The organism is Nonomuraea sp. NPDC049637 (assembly GCF_040675235.1).
Lineage (GTDB): Bacteria > Actinomycetota > Actinomycetes > Streptosporangiales > Streptosporangiaceae > Nonomuraea.
Genome location: NZ_JBFAOM010000014.1, coordinates 64,752 through 85,672 on the forward strand (window position 1 = coordinate 64,752; position 20,921 = coordinate 85,672).

18 protein-coding genes are annotated in these 20,921 nt (G+C 71.5%); 7 read left to right on the plus strand and 11 right to left on the minus strand.

The window, feature by feature from the left end:
• The first annotated feature begins 42 nt into the window (after window positions 1–42).
• Entirely contained in the window at window positions 43–957 is a 915-nt protein-coding gene (locus tag AB0J71_RS20880) for an NAD(P)-dependent oxidoreductase (protein ID WP_352318797.1), read from the plus strand.
• Here the strand turns inward: AB0J71_RS20880 and AB0J71_RS20885 are convergent.
• Both AB0J71_RS20885 and AB0J71_RS20890 read right to left on the minus strand, forming a co-directional pair.
• Window positions 950–1,780: an AraC family transcriptional regulator gene (locus tag AB0J71_RS20885; protein ID WP_352318799.1), complete on the minus strand. Its 831-nt coding sequence runs from the start codon at window positions 1,778–1,780 to the stop codon at window positions 950–952. The genes AB0J71_RS20880 and AB0J71_RS20885 overlap by 8 nt on opposite strands.
• 29 nt (window positions 1,781–1,809) lie before the next feature.
• The gene (locus tag AB0J71_RS20890) at window positions 1,810–2,676 is read right to left on the minus strand and encodes a fumarylacetoacetate hydrolase family protein (RefSeq protein WP_364415561.1); all 867 of its coding nucleotides are present in this window, start codon (window positions 2,674–2,676) and stop codon (window positions 1,810–1,812) included.
• A 67-nt stretch (window positions 2,677–2,743) separates the two neighbouring features.
• Here AB0J71_RS20890 and AB0J71_RS20895 point away from each other — a divergent pair, with 67 nt between their 5' ends.
• Window positions 2,744–3,451, plus strand: a complete 708-nt coding sequence (locus tag AB0J71_RS20895) for an FCD domain-containing protein (protein WP_364415563.1) — start codon at window positions 2,744–2,746, stop codon at window positions 3,449–3,451.
• Between the two features lie 20 nt (window positions 3,452–3,471).
• Window positions 3,472–4,728 carry a DUF3500 domain-containing protein gene (locus AB0J71_RS20900; protein ID WP_364415565.1) on the plus strand — a complete coding sequence of 419 codons (1,257 nt, stop codon included), beginning with the start codon at window positions 3,472–3,474 and terminating at the stop codon, window positions 4,726–4,728.
• On the opposite strand, the gene AB0J71_RS20905 is transcribed toward AB0J71_RS20900, so the two are convergent.
• Complete coding sequence (locus tag AB0J71_RS20905) at window positions 4,707–5,603, minus strand: cation diffusion facilitator family transporter (protein ID WP_352318804.1); 897 nt, start codon at window positions 5,601–5,603, stop codon at window positions 4,707–4,709. The genes AB0J71_RS20900 and AB0J71_RS20905 overlap by 22 nt on opposite strands.
• 221 nt (window positions 5,604–5,824) lie before the next feature.
• On the opposite strand from AB0J71_RS20905, the gene AB0J71_RS20910 reads away from it, so the two are divergent.
• The 3 genes from AB0J71_RS20910 (at window position 5,825) to AB0J71_RS20920 (ending at window position 8,511) form a co-directional block, all read left to right on the plus strand.
• Window positions 5,825–7,114 (plus strand): cytochrome P450, encoded by a 1,290-nt coding sequence (locus AB0J71_RS20910; protein ID WP_364415567.1) that lies wholly within the window; start codon window positions 5,825–5,827, stop codon window positions 7,112–7,114.
• Between the two features lie 122 nt (window positions 7,115–7,236).
• Window positions 7,237–7,911 (plus strand): helix-turn-helix domain-containing protein, encoded by a 675-nt coding sequence (locus tag AB0J71_RS20915; RefSeq protein WP_352318808.1) that lies wholly within the window; start codon window positions 7,237–7,239, stop codon window positions 7,909–7,911.
• A gap of 99 nt (window positions 7,912–8,010) precedes the next feature.
• Window positions 8,011–8,511 carry a S26 family signal peptidase gene (locus tag AB0J71_RS20920; protein ID WP_364415569.1) on the plus strand — a complete coding sequence of 167 codons (501 nt, stop codon included), beginning with the start codon at window positions 8,011–8,013 and terminating at the stop codon, window positions 8,509–8,511.
• On the opposite strand, the gene AB0J71_RS20925 is transcribed toward AB0J71_RS20920, so the two are convergent.
• The 7 genes from AB0J71_RS20925 to AB0J71_RS20955 all read right to left on the minus strand — a co-directional run bounded on the left by AB0J71_RS20925 (window position 8,427) and on the right by AB0J71_RS20955 (window position 15,433).
• Window positions 8,427–10,319, minus strand: coding sequence for an ABC transporter ATP-binding protein (locus AB0J71_RS20925; protein WP_364415571.1), 1,893 nt, complete (start codon window positions 10,317–10,319; stop codon window positions 8,427–8,429). The genes AB0J71_RS20920 and AB0J71_RS20925 overlap by 85 nt on opposite strands.
• Entirely contained in the window at window positions 10,316–10,843 is a 528-nt protein-coding gene (locus AB0J71_RS20930) for a TlpA disulfide reductase family protein (protein ID WP_352318813.1), read from the minus strand. The genes AB0J71_RS20925 and AB0J71_RS20930 overlap by 4 nt, the downstream gene beginning before the upstream one ends.
• A gap of 9 nt (window positions 10,844–10,852) precedes the next feature.
• A complete protein-coding gene (locus AB0J71_RS20935) occupies window positions 10,853–11,377 on the minus strand; it encodes a MauE/DoxX family redox-associated membrane protein (RefSeq protein WP_352318815.1) in 525 nt (174 codons plus the stop codon).
• A 28-nt stretch (window positions 11,378–11,405) separates the two neighbouring features.
• Complete coding sequence (locus AB0J71_RS20940) at window positions 11,406–11,579, minus strand: hypothetical protein (RefSeq protein ID WP_352318817.1); 174 nt, start codon at window positions 11,577–11,579, stop codon at window positions 11,406–11,408.
• 157 nt (window positions 11,580–11,736) lie between these two features.
• Complete coding sequence (locus AB0J71_RS20945) at window positions 11,737–13,434, minus strand: serine/threonine-protein kinase (protein ID WP_364415573.1); 1,698 nt, start codon at window positions 13,432–13,434, stop codon at window positions 11,737–11,739.
• A gap of 251 nt (window positions 13,435–13,685) precedes the next feature.
• Complete coding sequence (locus tag AB0J71_RS20950) at window positions 13,686–14,585, minus strand: lipase family protein (RefSeq protein ID WP_364415575.1); 900 nt, start codon at window positions 14,583–14,585, stop codon at window positions 13,686–13,688.
• A 527-nt stretch (window positions 14,586–15,112) separates the two neighbouring features.
• On the minus strand, window positions 15,113–15,433 hold the full coding sequence (locus AB0J71_RS20955; protein ID WP_364415577.1) for a hypothetical protein: 321 nt from the start codon (window positions 15,431–15,433) through the stop codon (window positions 15,113–15,115).
• Between the two features lie 193 nt (window positions 15,434–15,626).
• Between AB0J71_RS20955 and AB0J71_RS20960 the strand changes: the two genes are divergently transcribed.
• The gene (locus AB0J71_RS20960; protein ID WP_364415579.1) at window positions 15,627–16,187 is read left to right on the plus strand and encodes a GNAT family protein; all 561 of its coding nucleotides are present in this window, start codon (window positions 15,627–15,629) and stop codon (window positions 16,185–16,187) included.
• A 63-nt stretch (window positions 16,188–16,250) separates the two neighbouring features.
• Here the strand turns inward: AB0J71_RS20960 and AB0J71_RS20965 are convergent, their stop codons facing one another.
• Window positions 16,251–20,054, minus strand: coding sequence for an NB-ARC domain-containing protein (locus AB0J71_RS20965; protein ID WP_352318826.1), 3,804 nt, complete (start codon window positions 20,052–20,054; stop codon window positions 16,251–16,253).
• Window positions 20,055–20,921 lie beyond the last annotated feature (867 nt).

Genomic DNA, 20,921 nt, shown 5'->3' on the forward strand with positions numbered 1-20,921 from the left:
CGCTACAACGGTGGCGGCGGGACACGGAGAGCGGGAGGGCGGATGGCCGGAACGGGATTCATCGGACTGGGGATCATGGGCCGGCCCATGGCGCTCAACCTGGTGCGGGCGGGCACGCCGGTCGTGGTCTGGAACCGTACGACGGCCGGGTGCGAGCCGCTGCGGGCGGCCGGCGCGCAGGTGGCGGCGAGCCCGGACGAGGTGTTCGCGCGGGCCAGGGTCGTGCTGCTCATGCTGGCCGACGAGGCCGCCGTGGACGCGGTGCTCGGGCGCGGCACGCCGCGCTTCGCTTCCCTGGTCGCCGGGCGGATCGTGGTGCACATGGGCACGACGTCCCCGGCGTGGTCGGCGGACCTGGGCGCGGCGGTGCGGGCGGCCGGCGGCGACTACGTCGAGGCGCCCGTGTCGGGCTCGCGCGGCCCGGCCGAGGCCGGACGGCTGGTGGCGATGCTGGCCGGCGAGCCCGCGGCGGTCGAGGAGGTGGCCCCCCTGCTCGCGCCGATGTGCGCCGGGACGATCGCGTGCGGCCCGGTGCCCGGCGGGCTGCTGATGAAGCTGGCGGTGAACATCTTCCTGATCACCATGGTCAGCGGCCTGGCCGAGGCCGCGCACTTCGCCGCCCGGCACGGCCTGGACCTCGACCGCTTCGCCCAAGTGCTCGACTCGGGCCCGATGGCCAGCGACGTGTCGCGGGGGAAGGTCCGCAAGCTGCTGGACGGCGACTTCGCCGCCCAGGCGGCCATCGCCGACGTGCTGAAGAACAACCGGCTCATCGCCGGGGCGGCGCGGGCGTCGGGCGTGGCCTCGCCGCTGATCGACGTCTGCCACGCCCTGTTCGCCGAGACCCTGGCACTCGGGCACGGCACGCTCGACATGGTGGCCGTGATCCGCGCGATCGAGGCCAGGACCGACGGCAGCCAGGTGAGCGACGCGCTCGACGCGCCGGGGGTCAGGTGAGGGCCGTGGTCCATTCGCCGGGGGTGAGCCCGTAGGCGCGCTTGAACATGCGGGTCAGGTGGCTCTGGTCGGCGAAGCCCGCCCGCAGCGCGGCCTCCCGCAGCGGCAGGCCGCCGCGCATCGCGTGCCGGGCCACGTCCAGTTGCCGCATCGTCCGGTACCGGGTCGGGCTGGTGCCGAAGGCGGCGCGGAACTGGCGGGCGATCGTCCAGCGGTCGAGCCCCGAGACGCGTTCGAACTCGGCCACCGGGTGCCGGGTCGCCGGGTCGGCGGCGATGAGCTCGCGCACCCGTGCCAGCGCCTCGACCGCGAGCGGGTCGCGCCGCCGCCGGACGGGGACGTCGGCGTGGCGCTCCAGGGCAGCCGCGACCAGCAGCGCGACCTCCAGCCGGGCCAGCTCCTCCAGGGGCTCGTCCAGGTGCCGCAGCCAGGCGAGCAGCGCCGGCGACATGCCATCGGGCCGCACGACCGGGTCGGCGACGAACGGCAGCGGCCGGCCGCCCAGGGCCTCCTGGATCAGGTACGGGTCGACGTAGAAGATCCGGTAGCCGAAGCCCGCGTCGGTGCCCGCGGCCCCGTCGTGCAGCTCGTCGGGGTGCAGGACGTGCCACTCCCCCGGCAGGCATCGCCGCAGCTCGCCCCGGTAGCGGAAGGTCTGCACGCCGGCGAGCGTGACGCCGATCGCGTACGTGTCGTGCCGGTGGGGCGCGAACGCCTCGCCGACGAGCGAGGCCGCCAGCCGCTCGATGCCCTCGGCGGCCGGGCCGAAGCGCAGCCGGTGCCCCGGCCGCCCCGCCCCGCCGCGGACAGGTCGTGTCTCCACCACCCCAGTGTCGGCCATCGGGCCGCGGTTCACCCCTCCGGCTCGGTCAGCGCCCGCGCGTCGTTGCCGACGATCGGGTTGCGCACGCTGCCGAGGCGTTCGGCCTCGACCTCGACGACGTCGCCGGGCCGCAGCAGCCACGGAGGGGTGCGCGCGTAACCGACCCCGGCGGGCGTGCCGGTGGCCAGCAGGTCGCCGGGCCGCAGCGTGAACGTGCGCGAGATGAGGGCGAGCGTGTCGCCGACGCCGTAGACCATCTCGTCGGTACGCCCGTCCTGGACGACCTCGCCGTTCACCCGGGTCCGCAGCCGCAGCCCGTCGCGCAGGTCACCGACCTCGGACGCGGGCACCAGCGGGCCGAGCGGGCCGGAACGGTCGGCGTTCTTGCCCAGGATCCACTGGCTGGTGAGCTTCTGCGCCCTGCGCGCGGTGAGGTCGTTGAAGACCGAGTAGCCGGCGACCGCGGCCAGCGCCTCCTCCGGGTCCGCGTCCACCAGCGGCGCGCCGACGTACGCGACGACCTCGCCCTCCCAGTCCAGGCCGTCCTCGCCCGAGGGCACCGGCACCGGGACGCCGCCCACGGTCAGCGACCGCGTCCAGCGGGCGAACAGCGTCGGGTGCGGCGGCACGCCGTCCCCCGCGTAGGAGCCCTCGGCGACGTGCCTGAGGTAGTTCAGCCCGATGCAGATCACCCGGGCCTCCGGCAGCACCGGCGGCACGAGGGTGACCGACGGGACCGGGACGCGCTCGCCGGCCGGCTCGCGGGCCAGGAAGCCGGCCGCGCCGGCCCAGAACCGCTCCAGCGGGGCGAGCACGGTGACCTCGGCCCCGTCGGCCGACAACGCGCCGGCCTCGACGCCCCCGGCGGCGTTCCTGCGGATCCCGACGATCCTCATCGCTCATCTCCTCAAGGCGGCGAAAAACCTGCTAAAGATTCGCAGGTTTTGTGGTTGGATCCGGACTATGCCCTACTCCTCCTCGCCCGGACAACCGGCCGCCGCGCTCGGGCAGGGCGCGGGCACGCGGGCCGAGCGGCTGGCCGCCGCGCTCGACGAGCGGATCAGGTCACGCGGGCTGGGGCCCGGGGAGCCGGTCGGCACGCTGGAGTCGCTGCGCGCGGAGACGGGCCTCGGTTACGCCACGGTCAGCGAGGCCGTCCGGCTGCTGCGCGACCGGGGCGTGCTGGAGATCCGGCCGGGCCGCGGCGGCGGGCTGTTCGTCGCCGACCCGGGCCCGGTGGTGCGGCTGCGGCACACCCTGCTCGGCGTCGCCGAGGAGCCGGGCACGGTGGCCGACGCCGTCGAGCTGCGCGACCACCTGGAGGAGCTGATCGACGTCGGCGCCGCCCGCCACCGCACCCGCCGGGACGTCGCCGACCTGCGCCGCCTGCTGCGGCGGCTGCGCGCCGCGCCCGGCTGGGACGCCTTCATGCGCGCCAACTGGGCCCTGCACGAGCGCATCGCCGCCATCAGCCCGAACGCCATGGCCCGAGCCGTCTACATCGGCACGCTCGGCCATCTGGGCGCCGCGTCCCCGCGTCCCGACGACGCGGCCGGCGCCGGCTACCGCGAGCTGCGCCACCAGATCCACGCCGACCTGGTCGAGGCGATCGCGGCCGGCGACGAGAGCGCCGTACGGGCCGCCGTCGCCCGGCACAACACCACCGTCTGAGACAGACCTGAGAGCCCCTCATGCCCGGCGAGTTCCGCCAGTACCTGTTCCCGCACGACCACCCGCGGCTGGCCGGCGTGCGCGGCCTCGACCCCTACGCCTACCGCGAGCTGGCCAGGAGACCGGGGACGTTCACCGGCGGCCTGATCGAGGGCTGGACCCCGCTGTACGGGAGCGACTTCCGCGGCGTCACCGAGGACGGCGTCCTGCGGGACGGCCTGTACCCGCTGACCCCGGCCGCCCCCGGCGAGGAGGCGCCGGTCGCCGCGATGGTGTCGGCCGCCCGCGACCTGCTGGCCTGCCTCGACGACGAGGGCCGCGAACGCCTCTCGCACGAGGCCGACGCCGCGGCGTGGCAGACCTGGGCCAACCCGGAGTTCCTGCAGTTCGACACCGGTCTGCGGCTGGACCTGCGACCGCCGGTCGTCAGGGAGAAGGCGCTGGCGCTGGTGGCCGCCTCGCTCTCGCCCGAGGGCGGCCGGCTCGTCCGCGCGGTGATGCGGGTCAACGGCTTCCTGGGCGAGGTCGTCGGCCTGGAGACGATACTCAACGAGTTCAGCTACAACTTCGCCCTCTACGGCACCCCCGGCCCGCAGGCCCCCTGGGGCTGGCAGCTCTACGGCCACCACTGCGCGCTCAACTGCCTGGTCGTCGAGGGCCGCATGGCGCTGTCGCCGGTGTTCCTCGGCGCCGAGCCGGACGAGATCGACGCCGGTCCGCACGCCGGCCTGCGCGACCTGTTCGCCGACCGGGTCGCCCGCGGCCTGCGGCTGATGGCCGCCCTGCCCGAGGAGCAGCGCCGGCAGGCCGTCGTCTACGAGCACATGGTCGACCCGGCGATGCCCGAGGGACGGGTGCATCCGGGGGACGAACGCCATCTGGCCGGGGCGTTCCAGGACAACCGCGTGATCCCGTTCGAGGGCGTGCGGGTCGCCGCCATGCCCGCGGCGGCCCGGGAGCACGCGCTGGCCGTCGCGGAGTCGTTCGTCGGCCTGCTCCCGGCGGGGCCGCGCGCCGCCCGGCTGCGCGAGATCGCCGCGCACCTCGACGAGACCTGGTTCTGCTGGATCGGCGGCCACCGGCCGGGCGACGTCTTCTACTACCGGCTGCAGTCACCGGTGATCGTCGCCGAGCTGGACCACCACCGCGGCGTCTTCCTCGACTACGACACGCCCAAGCCGTTCCACGTCCACACCGTGCTGCGCACGCCGCACGGCAACGACTACGGCCGCTCGTGGGTCCGGCAGTGGCAGGATCAGGCCTCGGGCTGCAGGTAGACGACCGTATCCATCGGGACGCGTTCGCGGATGCGCTGCTCCGCCTTGGCCAGCGCCTCGGCCACGGCGTCCCCCTGCTCGGCGACGGTGACGCGGGCGGCGACGAGCAGTTCCTCCGGGCCCAGGTGCAGGGTGCGCAGGCGGGTGAAGGAGGCGACGGCGTCGTCCTCGCGCAGGGCCTCCTCGATGGCCCGCTGGACCTCCGGCGACGCCGCCTCGCCGATGATCATGCTCTTGGTCTCGGTGGCCAGGGTGACGGCCACGATGATCAGGAGCACGCCGATGGCGATCGAGCCGATGCCGTCGTAGACCGGGTCGCCGACGACCAGCGTGAGCGTGACCCCGATGAGGGCGAAGGCCAGCCCGAGCAGGGCGGCGGTGTCCTCCAGCAGGACCACGGGCAGCTCGGGGGCCTTGGCCTCGCGGATGTAGCGCAGCCACGACCGGCCCCCGCGGGCGCGGTTGGCGTTGCGCACCGCCGTGCGCAGGGACAGCCCCTCCATGACGATCGCGCCCACGAGCACCCCGATCGCCCACGGCCAGCTCTCCAGGGGCTTCGGGTGGCTGATCTTCTCGTAACCCTCGTACAGGGCGAACAGGCCGCCGCCGAAGAACAGCACGACCGAGACCAGGAAGGCGTAGAAGTACCGCTCGCGCCCGTGGCCGAAGGGATGGGACGGGGTGGGCCCGCGCTTGGCGCGGGACTGGCCGAGCAGCAGCAGCCCCTGGTTGCCCGAGTCGGCGAAGGAATGGATGCCCTCGGCGAGCATCGAGGACGAGCCGGTGAAGAAGAACGCCACGAACTTGGTGACGGCGATCCCCAGGTTGGCGGCCAGCGCCGCGTAGGTCGCCTCCTGCGAGCCCTTACCGCTCACGCCGCCCCCGCACCCGGTGCCGCAACCGGTGCTCGTACAGGCTGTCGCGTCATCACGTTCCTCCCGTGCGGGTGAGCTGTCGGATGCGTGCCTTTGCCCCGTGGGCCGGCGAACACACCTCGGTCCGGCGTCCGAATGGACATGCACAACGTGCATTGATGCGCGTCGTGCATCTTCGTACGCTGGAACGGCCCGCACCCCCGAGAGAACAGGACGTGCCGATGAGCGACCGCAGCCTGACCGGCGACTCCCCCGGCGCGAGCCCCGCGGCGATGCGCCGGATCCTGCCCGCCGACCTGGTCGAGCGCGGCGGGTGCCCGTTCGACCCGCCGCCGGGCCTGCGGGAGCGGCGCGGCCAGGACCGGGTCCGGCCGGTCGAGCTGCTCAACGGCGCGCGGGCGTGGCTGGTCACCGGCTTCGACGAGGCCCGCACCGTCCTGTCCGACGCCCGCTTCAGCGCCGACCGGGTCCGCCACCGCGAGGCCACGTCGCTGCAGCCGCACGAGGTGGCCGAGCAGGCGGCCGGCGTCCTTCCGGCGGGCCCGTCCGTCGAGAGCCGCGAGGACGGCTTCTTCGTGTTCATGGACCCGCCCGAGCACACGCGCATCCGCCGGCTGCTGACCGGCCAGTTCACCGTCCGGCGCATGCGGCAGCTGGAGGCCCGGGTCACCGAGATCGCGGTCGAGCACATCGAGGCGATGAAGGCGGCCGGCACGGAGGCCGACCTCGTGCCGTCGTTCGCGCTGCCGCTGCCGTCGCTGGTCATCTGCGAGCTGCTCGGCGTCGACTACGCCGACCGCGCCGAGTTCCAGGAACGCACCTCCGTCGGGCTGAACGCCGACTCCACCGACGAGGAGCGGGCCGTGGCGGGCGCCGAGCTGTACGCGTTCATGCAGCGGCTGGTGGCCGCCAAGCGCGCCGAGCCGGCCGACGACCTGCTGTCGGGGCTCGTCCACGACGCCGACCCGCCGCTGACCGACGCCCAGCTCGTGGACGTCGCCCTCGTCCTGCTCGGCGCGGGCCACGAGACCACCGCCAACATGCTCGGACTGGGCGCGTTCGCCCTGCTGGAGCACCCCGACCAGCTCGCCGCCCTGCGGGCGGACCCCTCCCTCGTCGACAACGCGGTCGAGGAGCTGCTGCGCTTCCTGAGCATCATCCAGCTCGGCGTCAGCCGCGTCACCACCGAGCCCGTCACGCTGGGCGGCGCCGACCTCCCCGCCGGCGCGACCGTCGTGATCGCCACGCCCGAGGTCAACCGCGACCCCCGCCACTGGCCCGACGCCGACCGCTTCGACGTCAACCGCGCGCGCGTCCCGCACCTGGCCTTCGGGCACGGCGTGCACCAGTGCCTGGGCCAGCAGCTCGCCCGGGTGGAGATGCGCATCGGCCTGAAGGAGCTGATCACGCGTCTGCCGGGCCTGCGGCTGGCCGTGCCGGCCGGCCAGGTGCCGGTGCGCGACGAGATGCTCATCTTCGGCGTGCACTCCCTGCCCGTCGTCTGGTCCTGACGTCGTCTGGCCCTGACGTCGCCTGGCCCTGACGTCGCCTGGCCCTGAGCGGGCGCGATGCCCGCCGGAGCCCCGTCACCCCGCCGGAGCCCATAATGAGGACCGTGGCAGAGGAGGCCGGGGTGGTTCAGCTCGCATCGGGCGGCGGGGGGCCCGCGTCGCCCGGCCGCCGCGAACGCAAGAAGCAGGCCACCCGCGCCGCCCTCCGCGAGGCGGCGCTCCGGCTCGCCCTGCGCCACGGCGTCGAGAACGTGACCGTCGAGCAGATCGCCGGCGAGGCCGACATCGCGCTGCGCACGTTCTTCAACTACTTCTCCAGCAAGGAGGAGGCGGTCGTGGCCTCGCTGGCCGCCGCCGCGCAGGAGCTCGTCGCCCGCTTCAGGGCCCGGCCGCGCACCGAGCCGGTCCTGCGCGCCTTCCGCGAGGCCGTGCTGACGGTCATGAACGAGAGCGACGCGGCCGGCCGCGACCACGTCCGGGCGTTGCAGCTCGTCCGGTCGGCGCCCACGCTGGTGCCGCAGCAACTGGCCGTGCTCGCCGCGCAGGAGCAGGCCCTGGCCGAGGCGATCGCCGAGCGCGTCGGCCACCCAGCCCCCGGGCGTCCCGGTGACACCGGCTACCCGCTGCTGTGCGCGGCCGCGGCCCTGACGGCGCTGCGCGTCGTCCTCGACCAGTGGCTCCGGCAGACCGCGGCCGCCGCGGGGCCGCCGGACACCGCCCTGCTCGGACGGCGGATCGACACGGCGATCGACCAGCTCACCGCCGGCCTCGACCACCCTGGCCGGCCCGGGCCGTGAGGTGCGCGGCCCCTTCGGCTGGCCGTACGGGCTGTCCGGCGCGGAGATCCGCCGCTAGTGTCGGCAGTCACCGGGTGATGATCGACTTGGGAGGGCGTCGTGCGGCGTGTCCTGATCCTGCTGGTCCCGATCGCGGCCCTGGCCACCGGGCTGGCCGCCGGGCTGGCCGTCGCCCGGCGGCGTCTGGTCGTCGTCCGGATCAGCGGGGCGAGCATGCTGCCGACCTACCGCACCGGCGACCGGGTGCTCGTCCGCAGGACGACGGGGGCGGGCGTCCGGCGCGGCCAGGTCGTGGTGCTGCAGACGCTGCCGCCCGGGGGCGAGTGGCGCACCGGGCCGCTGCCGGCGCCGGGGGCGGCCACGTGGTTCATCAAGCGGGCGGTGGCCGTGCCGGGCGACCCGGTTCCGCCCGAGGTCGCGGGCCGGGTGGGGGCGTCGCCGGGCGACACCGTCCCGGCCGGGCGGCTGGTGGTCCTGGGTGACGGGCCGGTCAGCGAGGACTCGCGGGTGTGGGGTTACGTGCCGTTCGATCGCGTGCTCGGCGTCGTCGTCCGGGCGATGTCGCCCGTCCGCGAGTCCGGAGGGGGCGTCGGCTCGTAGCCCTGGGCCTGGAGGGTGAACAGGCTCGCGTACTCCCCGCCGAGCGCCATCAGCTGGGCGTGCGAGCCCTGCTCCGCGACCCGGCCCTCGGCGAGCACGACGATCGTGTCCGCCTCCCGGACCGCGCCCAGCCGGTGGGAGATCAGCAGGCTGGTGCGTCCGGCGCGGTGGCGGCGCAGGCTCTGGTGGATGGCGTGCTCGGCCTGCGCGTCCAGGCCGGAGCTCGGCTCGTCCAGCACCAGCAGGTCGCGTCCCTTCCGCATCAGGGCGCGGGCCAGCGCCAGACGCTGCCACTGACCGCCGGACAGCACGACTCCGGCCTGGGGGTCGTCCCGGTCGCCGAAGAAGATGCGGCTCAGCAGCGTGTCGTAGCCCCGCGGCAGCCCGGCGACCGTCTCGTGGACGCCGGCCAGCCGGGCGGCGTCCTCGACCCGCTCCCGGTCGCCGATCGCCGTGACGTCGCCGAGCCCGATGTTCTCGGCCGCGGTCAGGTCGTAGGACATGTAGTCCTGGAAGACCGCGCCGATGCGGCCGCGCAGCTCGGCCGGGTCCGTCTCGCGCAGGTCGACGCCGTCCCACAGGATGGACCCGCGCACCGGGTCGTACAGCCGGCAGATCAGCTTGACCAGGGTGCTCTTGCCCGCGCCGTTCAGGCCGACGAGCGCGAGCGAGCCGCCGCGCGGGACGAAGAGGTCGACCCCGCGCAGCACCCACGGATGGGCGTCGTCGTAGCGGAACCAGACGTCGCGCACCTCGATGCCCTCGCGCAGCGCCGGGACGGGCCGCGGCCGCCGCGGCACGGGCAGGTCGGGCGGGTCGGCCACCACGTCGAGGTAGTGCCCGAACATCAGCAGCGCGTTGTGCGCGTCCGCCGACTGGCCGACGATCGACGCCAGCGCCGACTGCACCCCGGCCACGGCCGCGACGAACACGGCGACGTCGCCGACGCTCAGCGCGCCCGACGCGGCGGCGATGATCGCCCACAGCAGGCCGGCCGCCGCGACGGCCGCCCCCACCAGCGACAACGCGCCCTGAGTGCGCAGGGTCCGGCGGGCCAGCCCCTGCTCGGCGGCGTTGACCGCGCGCAGCTCGGCCAGCATCCGGCCGCGCAGCAGGTCGCCGAGGCCGAACAGGCGGATCTCCTTGGCCGCGTCGGGGCTGGTGAGCAGGCCGGCGAAGAAGATCTGCCGCCGGGCCCTGGAGCTGACGCCCCACATCATGCCCGCGCGACGCCGGGACAGGTCGAGCTGGGCGCGGACCGAGGGGATCGCGGAGAGCGCCACCACGGCGATCATCCCCGGCGCGAGCACCGCCAGCGCCGCGGTGAACCCGGCGAGGGTGACGGCCCCCTGGGCGATCCCCAGGGTCGAGCGGACGATCCGCTGCGGCGCGTTCTGCCCGGCCTCCTGCGCCAGCCGCATGCGGTCATGGAAGGCCGGGTTCTCGAACCGGCTCAGCCCCGGATGGGCGTTGACGGCCTGGAACAGCCGGTCCTGGATCAGCACCTGGAGCGCGCGGCGGAGCTGCTCCTGGGCGTACTCCGCGACCGCGGGCAGGGCGGCGCCGGCCAGGCCGGTCACGCCGAGGGCCACCCCCGGGGGCAGCAGCTCGGCGGGCCCCGCCCCGGCGGCCAGGCCGTCCAGGACGAGCTTGGTCAGCCACGCGGCGGCCACCGGCACCAGCCCCATGAGCAGCACCGCGATCCCCGACCCAAGGACGGCGGCCGGGTGCGCCCGCCAGGCGAGCCCCACGGCCGCGCGCGCACGCCGTCCCCGGGCGGCGCCGCCGGGCCCGGCCGGAGGGGTCATCGGCGGGTGACCGCCGGCAGCCTGCCCGGTGCGCCGTCGGCCGCCACGACCACCGCGTCACCGTCGACCAGGAGGAAGCTCGGGAACTGCGAGACCTGCAACGCCCTGCTCACCGGGCCGCCCATCGGCTCCACGACCACGGTGGCCGAGGTCAGCTCGCGGGTGAACCGCCGGGCCTCGTCCGGGTCGCCCGTGACCACGGCCAGCACCCGCTCCGGACGCGTGTCGGCGAGGTAGGACGTGAACTCCGGCAGCAGCTCGTGGCAGGACGCGCACTCGGTGGAGAACACCGCCACCACGGAGATCCCCGAGAAGAACGCGCGCGACACGGTCCCGCCGTCGGCGGTGGCCGCGCTGAACTCGCCGATCGTCGTGCCCGGCTGCACCGTCGGGGGACGCGTCGGCCCCAGCTCCGACAGCCGCAGCGTGTGCGCGCGCAGGCGGCGGATCACCGCCAGCGTCAGCACCAGGTTGACCAGGCACAACAGTCCGACGATGACGACGGCGGCGACGAGATAGGGCATGCGGGCTCCTCAGGGGTGACGCGGTTGTGCGGCGAACAGGTCGGCGAGGTCGTCGAAGAAGATCACGATGACGGCGAGGACGCCGCCGGCCAGCACGCTCAGGGCGACGCCCGCCGGATGCGGTGCGGCGTGCCCCGGCACGAGCCCGGCGGCGACCAGCGCGAGCAGCCCGGCGTTGCGGACGAGGTGGCGGCGGCCGAGCGGCGTCCCGGCGGCGCCGAAGCACCGGCACGGCGTCGTGGCGCCCGAACGCACCGCCCTGACGATGCCGGCGCAGAACCCCACCAGGACGGTGCCGGCCAGCACCATGCCGGCCCGCACTGTCCCGGGGACCGCCAGCAGCACGACGACGCACCCCTCGGCCAGGACGACGGCGCCGCTCAGCGCCGTGACGGCCCGCGGCCCCAGAGGGACCAGACCGCGCACGGACCCGCGGAACCCGGCGAACGCGGACCTGCCGCGCACCTTGCCGGCCACCGCGACCAGGAAGACGACGCCCAGCGCCACCCGGCAGGCCAGCGCGACGTACTGCATGGCTGTCATGGGAGATCGGGAGGAGTCGTCAGCAGTAGTCGAAGCTGCCGCAGCTGACCGTGCCGCTGGAGTCGTGGTAGCAGCAGGTCCGGCAGAACTTGCCCTGGCAGCACCAGTCGGTCCAGCACGCGGCCGAGGCGTTCGCCGAGGGGAGGAGTTTGTCGAGGAGGCGGTCTCCCAGCTGGTTGAGTGCGCGGATCATGGCAGCTCCTTGCGTGGGGATCTTTACGCGATCAACGTCGCCCAGCAAGGGACCGGAGTTAACGGAGAGATCGGCTGAGACTGGAGACGGCTTTGAGCAGCAAGTGATCTTGACATTTCGGATCTGACCTTTATGCGCACGTAGGCCGCCGGATTGTTCACTGTCCGTTCTGGTGGGCCAGGGGGCCTGACTTCTCGAACGCCGCGCGCGAGGCGTCCTTGAGCCACTCGGCCGCGGCGGCGGCTCTGGTGAGGTTCGTGTGGACGGCCAGGGTGCGGATCACGTACCGGCCGCGCCGCCCGGTCCACGGGGACAGCTGCACGTCCCACCAGTTGGACGTGTAGCAGATTCCGGTCGACCCCGGACCGGTCTGCGGGCAGCGGATGCCCCACTCCTGCGCCTGGACGTCCTTGAGCCTCGCGTACGCGGCGCGGGCCCGGCCCGAGTCCTTCAGCGGGACGACCCAGACGGTCACCATGACACGTCCCTTCGGGGCGCCCGAGCCGACGTAGACGCCCACGGCCATGTCGTCGCAGCGCGCCTTGCGCAGGGCGGACTTGACCCTGGCGACGGGCCACGGGCTCGGGCAGTCCTCCACCCCGGCCGCCTTACGGCTGAAACGTATCCCCATGGCACTCGTGAAGGACTGCGGGAGCAGGGCGTCGGCCGTGATCGGGGTCGGGTCCGTGCTCTCCTTGTCGAGGTCGGCGGGGGTGAACGGGTCCTCGCGCGGCTTTTCCGAGGGCGTCTGCGCTGGTGTTTGGGCTGGTGTTTGTGATGGCATCGGTGTGTCGGAGGGGCTTGGCTGGAGGGTGGAAGCGGCGGTGGAGAGCGGGCCGATCGACGGCGCTCCCCGTACCGCGCCCTTGACCACGACTCCTACGCCCACCACTGCCAGCACCAGAGCGACCGCTCCAGCGCCGACGGCCAGGGCGGTCCTCTTCGACCGTCCGCCGCCGTCGCTGGGTGCAGGCTGGGGAGAGACGTCCCATCCGGACGGCCCGTGCGGCTGGGGAGGGACAGCCCATCCGGACGGCCCGTGCGGCGCGGGTGGGGCCGGGGGTTCGTCGCCGGTCAGGCGGCGTACCAGGGCCGCGGCGTCCGGACGGGCGGTGGGCTCCTTGACCAGGCACGCCGCCAGCACCGGACGCAGTTCCGGCGGCACGGACGACAGGTCGGGTTCGCGGGTCAGAATGGCGTGCATGATCGCGGGAAGGGCGTCGCCACGGAAGGCCTGCTGCCCGGTGGCCGCGTAGATCATGGTGGCCGCCCAGCTGAACAGGTCGGCCGCCGGGGTGATCGGCGCTCCGCCGAACTGCTCCGGCGCCATGTAGACGGGGGTGCCCACCACGCTGTGCGTGGCCGTCTGGGCGGTCACCCTGGCGATCCCGAAGTCGATCACCACGGGCCCCTCCGGACCCATGATCACATTGTGCGGCTTGAAGTCGCGGTGGACGATTCCGGCCCGGTGGATGGCCGCCAGCGCAGTGAGCGTGGCCACCGCGAGCCGCTCCAGCCCGCTGCCCGAACGCGGCCCCTCCGTCCTGACCAGCAGGTCGAGCGACGGCCCCGGAATGTGCTCGCTGACGATGTACGGCCTGCCGCCCACCAGGCCCGTGTCCAGCACCCGCGCGGTACAGAACGCGGCCACCCGGCGGGCCGCCTCGGCCTCGCGCAGGAAGCGGCGGCGTGCGTTCTCGTCCGCCGCGGCATCGGCGTGCAGCACCTTGACCGCGACCTGCTCGCCGGACGGCCCCTGCCCCAGGTAAACCGTTCCCTGACCGCCTCGCCCCAGCACCCCGACCAGCCGATGGGGGCCGATCCGGGATAAGTCCTCCGGCGTGAGCGACTGCACGAGATCTCACCCTAGCGCGCACCGACAAGATCTCCTCAATGTCACACACAGCGGGTCAAGTCGCTGCGGAGCACCCCCTCGGGAGCCGCGTCACCACCGCGCTGCCCGGACGACGTCGGAGCGGCCTCCCGGCGGCGTCGGGGGCCAGGCGTCGCAGGTTCGGCGGCGTCGCAGGTCCGGCGGCGTCGGGGCCTGGTGCCGCAGATTCGGCGGCGCCTGGTGGTCGTCACCGTCCGGCCAGGGCGCCGGGCCTACTTGGGCAGCACGCCGTTCAGCGCACTGGCGCCGCCGCGGCCGGACTGCGCCTTCCGGCCGGCGGCCGGAGAGGCCCCTTCCTGCTCGGCGGCGTCGAACCTGGCCAGGTAGGCGTCGATGAAGTGGTCGCGAATGCCGTCGGTGCCGGGGGCCAGCGGGTCGGCGGTGGCGCCGGCGAGCCGGTCGATCAGGCCGGTCACGGTCGGCATCCTGTCGTGCAGCTTGCCGTGGGTGTCGAAGTACCGTTCTTCGGCGACGTGGTGGAACAGCGGGGCGGGCGGGAGCTGGGCGACGATGTCGTTGTTGTTGACGAACCGGAAGGTGCGTCCGCCGAAGGCCTGGTCGTAGGCGGCGGCCAGCTTGGGGCAGCAGGTGCGGGGCTGGCCGTAGGTGTAGACGCCGTCGGCGAGCAACGTCGGATCCTCGAAGTGGGTACGGGCGGCGGCGAGCATGGCCAGCGCGCCGCCGAGGCTGTGCCCGGTGAACCACAACGACTGGCGCGAGGTGTGCCACTCCTCCAGGGTGTGCAGCAGGGCGGGGTGCACGACGTCCAGGGCGCGGTAGAAGCCGGCGTGGATGTTGCCGTCGGCGGCGGCATAGGGGGTGAGCAGGGTGTCGGCGTCCGAGAGCCAGTCGCGCAGCTCCTCGGGCCGGGTGCCGCGGAAGGCGACGACGATCATGTGGTCGCTGGCCGCGGCGTACGCCTGGGTGTCCTCCAGCGGGAAAGGCGCGGCGTGCGGCACGCGGAAGCACCTGACGCGGTCGAAGCCCCAGCTGCTGGCGGTGGCCCGGACCACGGGTTCGTCCTTGTAGGCGAGGGCGGCGGCGTGAGCCAGGCGGCGGGCCTGGGCCAGGGTGTAGCCGGTGGCGGCGTGGTCGAAGGTGATCGCGGTCATGGACGTCCCCCGTGCGAAGCGCTCCGAACTGTCGTCACCGTCCGTACCCGGGGTTCGACCAAGCGTCCGCGCTGGGCAGGTATGCCGCTCTCCATGTCGGCGCGCTCCGGCGTCCAGCGGGCACCGGCCAGGACCTGCCGCGCACCCGCGCGGCCGCCCGGTCGCCCGGTCGCGACGGGTTGCCGGTCAGGCCGCTCGCGGCCGGCGCGCCTGGGCAGGGCGCCTGGGCCGGGTGCCTGGGCCGGGCGCCTGGGCCGGGTGCCTGGGCGGGGCGCCTGGGCGGGGCGCCTGGGCGGGGTGCGGGCGGAGGGCCGGCGGGAACGCTCGGCGCCGCCTGGCGGATCGGCCCGCCGGGTGAGCGGCCCTCCGGCCGCTCCCGGCCGCCGCCGGACCGGCGGCGCTCACGATGCAGTCACCAGTCCCGGCGTTTCGCACACTTCCCGGACGGACTCCCCCACGCCCCCGCGACGGCTCGGGCCACCGACCTAAGCCAGCGGCCTGAGCCACCGGCCTGAACCGTCGGCCGGTCAGGAGGTCTGGAGCCGCCGGCATCCTTGGCCACGGACCCACAGGCTGCCTTCGGCCCAGCCGGTGGCGCAGCGATAGACGGCCCGGTCTCTGGAATTGATGACGAAGTCAGACAGAGGCCCCCACTGGCCGGTGTCGCAGGCGCGGGCGAAGATGTCCAGCAGTTGCACGTCCACCTCCTGACACGTGATGACCTCGCCCGCCCGCGCCATCGGCGCGTTGAGCGAAACAGCGGTGGCAGCCTGGGCGGTGGCGAACGGGGCCATCGCCACGGCGCCGGCGGCGGCGAGCGCGGCCAATGCGATCGGGATGCGTCGCATGATCGGTTTCCCTTCGGGACAGGAGCGGCGGATGCCACCCAATCCTCACCATAAGCATAGAGTAATAAGTCAACTACTATCTGTTACGATCAAGGCCCGTCATCCGGCGCGCATGCAGCTGCCCCTACGGTGAGCGCCACACGCCGGCCAAAAACTCGTGGACGTCTGTCGGACACCTTGCGACCATCGCACGGTGACAGATGAAGCCGATCGCCAGACGTCGTACCCCACCAGTCGGAAGCAGGTGCGCTTCGTCGAGTTGTCGAGCACCGCGATGTCCGCTCTGCTCGACGGGGATCTGGCCACAGCCAGCGATACGGCCGGGGTCGCTCTGACCGATTACTTCCTGACAGACAGAGCACGATGGCTGTGGCGGATCCGGATCGACCAGATGGCCGCCGACCCTGACCACGCACCGTGGATGGTGCGGCAGACGGTGACCGGGCCCGAAGGCGTCGTCGTCGGTCATGCCGGCTTTCACGGACCGCCCGACGAGACGGGCATGGTGGAGATCGGCTACGCGGTCGCCCCGGAGTTCCGTCGCCAGGGGTACGGCCGAGCCATCCTGATCGAGTTGCTGCGCCGAGCCGCGGCCGATCCGGCAGTCAAGACCGTACGGGCGACGATCAGCCCCGACAACGTGGCATCCCTGGCCACGATCGCGGGCTTCGGCTTCGTCCAGGTCGGAGAGGACTGGGACGAAGAGGACGGCCGCGGCCTCATCTTCGAAGCCCCTGCCAACCACATCCGCTAGACGCGAACCATCCTCCGGCCGCACCTGGCCCGCAGTCGTGTCAACGTGAACTCGCCCGTACCGTCACGGACGCGGCGGAGACATGAGGAACCCTCCCATGTCCTTCAGCCCAACCACATGGGGCCTTTCATTGGAGGACGGCCATGAATCGGTAGCTTGAAGATATTCCGCCCCACATCGAGCAGCCAGACGGAAGAACCACCACCGTGTACGCTCATCCAAGTTACTGAACGTGCAGTGGAGGAGCGCGGTGGCCAGCAGCGACAAAGGCAGCTGATTGATCCAGTCCTCGCGGAAATCGTCACGTATCAGTTTGCGGTCGGTGTCGCGGATCAAGCGCATCAGCGGTCCGAAGAGTTCGTGGCGTCCCTCACCTTGCGCGATTTGGTCGGACAATCTGTCCTGAGCGCGTTTGTCGAGGGGTATACGTCCGGCGATGATGGAGAGCAGAAGCATAGCCGGATCTCGGGTCAGTGGTGCGCTGATGTCGAAGGTGGTCAGGTCGACGAACCTGAACCGCTGCGACGGGAGCTCCCCTTGCCGCGTACGTTCCAGGAGGACATTGCCTGTATGCAGATCGCCGTGAGCCAGCCCGCGCAGATGCTGAACATTGTCCCGGGCGACGATGGTTCCCGCGGCCATGGCTAGGGGGTTCGGCAGAAGACGGGCATTGCTCTCGTCCTCGAACATGATCCAACGACGGTCCGGAGAGAGGAGCCCGTTCTTCTCCGCCCAGGCGTACAGCTTGCCGCTCGGCTCGAATTTGCGGCGCAACTCGCCGCGTATGTACTCGCCTGAGTCCATGTGCGAAAAGGGATCAGCCCGCTTACCGTTCCACTTGCAGAGCAACCCGTCCAACACCGCGGAGAAAGCGTCGATGATCTCCGGCGGGGACTCCAGTTCCGCCATCTGGCACATGCCGGCGAAACTGCCTCCGGCGATCTCTTGCAGGAGCACATAGCCTCCTGCATTGCCGATGGCTGGCGAATGCGGCTTGACCGCGACCAGATGCTCTCTGCGGAATGCCCTGGAACTAGCATCCCACGCCCGTTGATGCTGGGAGGGTTCACGTGATGACGGTCCAGGAGGACACACTTTTGCGATGACTTTGCTCGTACGCCGGCCGCTGTCGCGAGGCGTTTTGACGATCAGGGCCAGCAGGCAGCTTTCCGTGTGCCCACTTTTCACCCAGAGTGGCAAATTGACCGATATTTCATAGTTTGCAGCATCGGCCCACGCGTCCAGAGCCCGCGCAGCAGGCTCCCCCAGATGTTCGACGATGATCTCGCGATCACCGCGCTTGACTCTACGACGGGAGTCCGGTCCACTGTCCGGCTCCAGTTGGTCGAGCTCATGCAGCAGATCGGCTGGCTCGTTGAAGAGGCGGCGATGATTGTCCAGGTACGCCTGCTCGGCCGTGGACAGTCGCCTGGTGACGATCCGGCCGTTCATCTTGACGAGAAGCGTCTGCTCGACCAGCACCACTGCGCGATTCACATCCTCCAGCACGGTGATGAGGGAGCCCACCGCGTCTGATTGGGCCGTTTCGCCACGACGGGTCTTGTCACGCAGGGCCCGATCCATCTCCTCGAGTTGCTCGTCGGCCGTTCCGTCCGACGTGGCCTCTCGAAATTTCATGACATAACGCTCGTGGCGGGATCCCTGCGCGGTGGGCACCTCGAACCCGAAGGCCCCCGCGACCTGCACGACAGCATCCTCCACTTTGGCGAAGGCCTTGTCGTCGTCGTCCGTGACTCTGATTTCCAGCGCGGTGGACGGGGGGACGTCCCCCTCATCGAGCGCGAGAGCGGAGGCCTCGTCGAGGTCGAGTCGCGCCCCCTCCTCGAAGGCGCTCCTGTAGGCCGGATCGTCCAGCTGTCGCCGGCAATCCCGCAGGCATTCCTTGTGGTGCTCCGTCATCCATGGCGCGCCCATCTGAGGTTCCCCTGCCATGTGCCAGTTGTGCTGCAACGTCCCGAGGAGTTGGGCGGCCAGCGGCAACCGTCCGAGCTTTACGAAGATCCGCATGGCGGTCTCCAGAGCCAGCAGGGTGCCGAGCGTGTCGTGGAAGCGCCGTTTGATACGCAGGCTCTCTCTGACGTTCAGCAGAGCCTCGTCGATGCGGCCGGCGGTGAGCATGCTGCCCGCCAACGCCCAGTACGCGTGAGAGCTGACCCACTGCTCGCCGCGCTCCTTGCACATCCGCAGGCAGTCCTGGAGCAACGCCTCGGCGTCGGAGGTTGCACCCTGCGCCGTCAGCAGCAGCGCCGACTCGATGACGGCCGGCAGCAGGCCGGGATTGAGCTCCATGCTGTCGGTGTTGAACTCGAGCGCCATGCCCAGCAGCGCGCCGGCCTTGTTCAAGTCTCCTTGGAGCAACGCCGCGGTTCCCTGCATCTTGGAGGCGAGCATCGCCGCCCGCGAGTCACCGACCATGGCCGCCTCCTCGAGGCAGGACTCGGCCATCGCCTGCGCGCCCATGCTGTCGCCCTGGGCGCTGAGGACGTAGGACAAGACCCACAACGCCTTGCACCGATCCTTGCTGGGCATGACGTTGGCCTTCAGCGCCTGTTCGAGATACCGCTGTCCGTCTTGGGTGAATCCGCAGCAGACCCACATGAACCACAGTGACGACAGCAGTCGTAGCGCCAGTGCTCCCTTTTCGCTCGACTTCAGCGCATGTTCGAGGGCCTTTTGCACGTTGCCGTACTCCTGGCGCAGGCGCACGTGCCAGTAGATTTGGCGTGGCCCTGACCAGGCGTCCTCGCTGCGCTGCGCCAGGCGCAGGTAGTACTCCAGGTGCCGCTGGCGGATCTGCTCCGTCTGGCCGAGTTCGTCGAGCCGCTCCTCGGCATATACGGCCAGGGCGTTGATCAACTCATAGCGTCCGCTTCCCTGGTCGTTCCTGAAGAGCACGATTGACTTGTCGACCAGCTTGCTCAGCAGTCCGGAAACGGTGTCCGCCGGCAATCCTTCGTCGGAGCAGACGGCTCTGACCGCGTCGAGGTCGAAGTCACGGGCGAACACAGACAGTCGCGCCCACAGCAGCTGCTCGGCGGGCTCACACAGCCCGTGGCTCCGGCTGATCACGGCGCGCAGCGTCCGGTGGCGCAGCAGCTTGCCGTTGCCCGTACTGTCCAGCAGGTCGAACTGATCGGTCAGCATCTGCTCTATCGACAACCATCGCAATCGGGCCGCCGCCACCTCGATGGCCAGCGGGAGACCGTCGAGTCGACGGCACAGCTGCGCCAGGCCCTTGACGACCTTGCCGTGGTCGAGTGCCAGATCAGGCACGCTGACGCCGGCCCGGGCCTTGATGAGCTGCATGGATTCGTTGCGCGACAAGCTCTCCAGCGCGTCGTCGCCCGGGACCTCCAAGGGGGGCACCGGCACGACGTGCTCGTACGGCAGATCCAGCCGCTGTCGCGAGGTGGTGAGCACCTTGAGACCGGGCGCCGCCTTCAGCAGTTCGTGCACCACCTCGGCGCAGCCCTGCACCAGGTGCTCACACGTGTCGATGACCAGCAGCATGTCGCGCTCGCGCACCCACTCCGACAGACTCTGCGGCTCGAACTGTGAAGACTGCTCGGGGAGGCTCAGTGCCGTGGCGATGACGTGCTTGATCAGGCCCGCGTCCTTCAGCCAGCCCAGGTCGACCCACCACACCCCGTCTCGATACCGGGAGCGCACCATGTTCGCTAGCCGGAACGCTGTGCGCGACTTGCCTACCCCGCCAACACCGGTCACGGTCACCAGCCGCGACTCGCCGAGCCGCTTTTCGAGGGTGGCGAGCAACCGGCCCCGACCGACGAAATCAGCGGGTTCGGGAGCAAGGTTTCCGGGCTGCTGGAAACAGGGGTTCGACATGACGGCTCCTGAGCTGCAGATCAAGGGGGTGTGACCCCAGGAGGCGAGGTTTTCCGGCGAGGGAATCGAAAATTGTGGTGAATCTCGAACGTATAGACTTATATAAGACATTGAGTCATATGTGCACTATGTCCCAATCTCTCCGCCGTGCATCATGAATCTTATTCATGCTTTTGCGCGCCTGCCCGACGCGGCGATTCTTTCACCTTTCGGCTGGATGTTCGCAGGTTTTCGGATTTGCGGAGGAGAACGTGCACACGGTCGACCGGTACACAGCATGGGAGCGGCATGACAAACCATGACAAATTCAACCATTGGTCGTATTTCGAGGAGCGTGGTCGGGGACGAAGTGCTTGGACCGCAAGGCCGACGGCGAACGAAAGATTCCGCCATGGCCGCCGACATCGCCCGCGGCGACTCCATCGACCCGGACGCCGGCAAGGTACACCTGGACGATCTGGGCCGCATGCCCGGCTCGCTTCGCGCATCGTCGCCCTGGCGACGAAGGTACACATACACTAATTCCACGTCGCGCCGGCCTTCGCCAAGCGCCAGGCGCCAGGCGCCAGGCGAAGAGCATCAAACCGTCGCACGTTCAGGCCTGGATCAGCAACGCGAGGTCTCTCACGGAACAGTGATCATCCAGAGCTGAGTCCCCATGCAGAGAACCCCGCCTCCCAGGGACCGGTAGGCGGGGTTCTCGTACGTCAGGGGCTACTTGGCGAGTTGGCGGGCGATGACCAGGCGTTGGATCTGGTTGGTGCCCTCGAAGATCTGCATGTTCTCCGATGCCCTACGCAGCCACCAGCGAAAATCTGTCGATCAGAAGCCTGACCAGGGGTTACTGTTGCGACCGGCTCTCGTCGT

What these genes read in the sequence shown, in the direction of transcription:
- AB0J71_RS20880 (WP_352318797.1), top strand. Translation starts at nt 43, where the DNA reads ATGGCCGGAACGGGATTCATCGGACTGGGGATCATGGGCCGGCCCATG.
- AB0J71_RS20890 (WP_364415561.1), bottom strand. Translation starts at nt 2,676, where the DNA reads ATGAGGATCGTCGGGATCCGCAGGAACGCCGCCGGGGGCGTCGAGGCC.
- AB0J71_RS20895 (WP_364415563.1), top strand. Translation starts at nt 2,744, where the DNA reads ATGCCCTACTCCTCCTCGCCCGGACAACCGGCCGCCGCGCTCGGGCAG.
- AB0J71_RS20900 (WP_364415565.1), top strand. Translation starts at nt 3,472, where the DNA reads ATGCCCGGCGAGTTCCGCCAGTACCTGTTCCCGCACGACCACCCGCGG.
- AB0J71_RS20910 (WP_364415567.1), top strand. Translation starts at nt 5,825, where the DNA reads ATGAGCGACCGCAGCCTGACCGGCGACTCCCCCGGCGCGAGCCCCGCG.
- AB0J71_RS20925 (WP_364415571.1), bottom strand. Translation starts at nt 10,319, where the DNA reads ATGACCCCTCCGGCCGGGCCCGGCGGCGCCGCCCGGGGACGGCGTGCG.
- AB0J71_RS20930 (WP_352318813.1), bottom strand. Translation starts at nt 10,843, where the DNA reads ATGCCCTATCTCGTCGCCGCCGTCGTCATCGTCGGACTGTTGTGCCTG.
- AB0J71_RS20935 (WP_352318815.1), bottom strand. Translation starts at nt 11,377, where the DNA reads ATGCAGTACGTCGCGCTGGCCTGCCGGGTGGCGCTGGGCGTCGTCTTC.
- AB0J71_RS20940 (WP_352318817.1), bottom strand. Translation starts at nt 11,579, where the DNA reads ATGATCCGCGCACTCAACCAGCTGGGAGACCGCCTCCTCGACAAACTC.
- AB0J71_RS20950 (WP_364415575.1), bottom strand. Translation starts at nt 14,585, where the DNA reads ATGACCGCGATCACCTTCGACCACGCCGCCACCGGCTACACCCTGGCC.
- AB0J71_RS20955 (WP_364415577.1), bottom strand. Translation starts at nt 15,433, where the DNA reads ATGCGACGCATCCCGATCGCATTGGCCGCGCTCGCCGCCGCCGGCGCC.
- AB0J71_RS20965 (WP_352318826.1), bottom strand. Translation starts at nt 20,054, where the DNA reads ATGTCGAACCCCTGTTTCCAGCAGCCCGGAAACCTTGCTCCCGAACCC.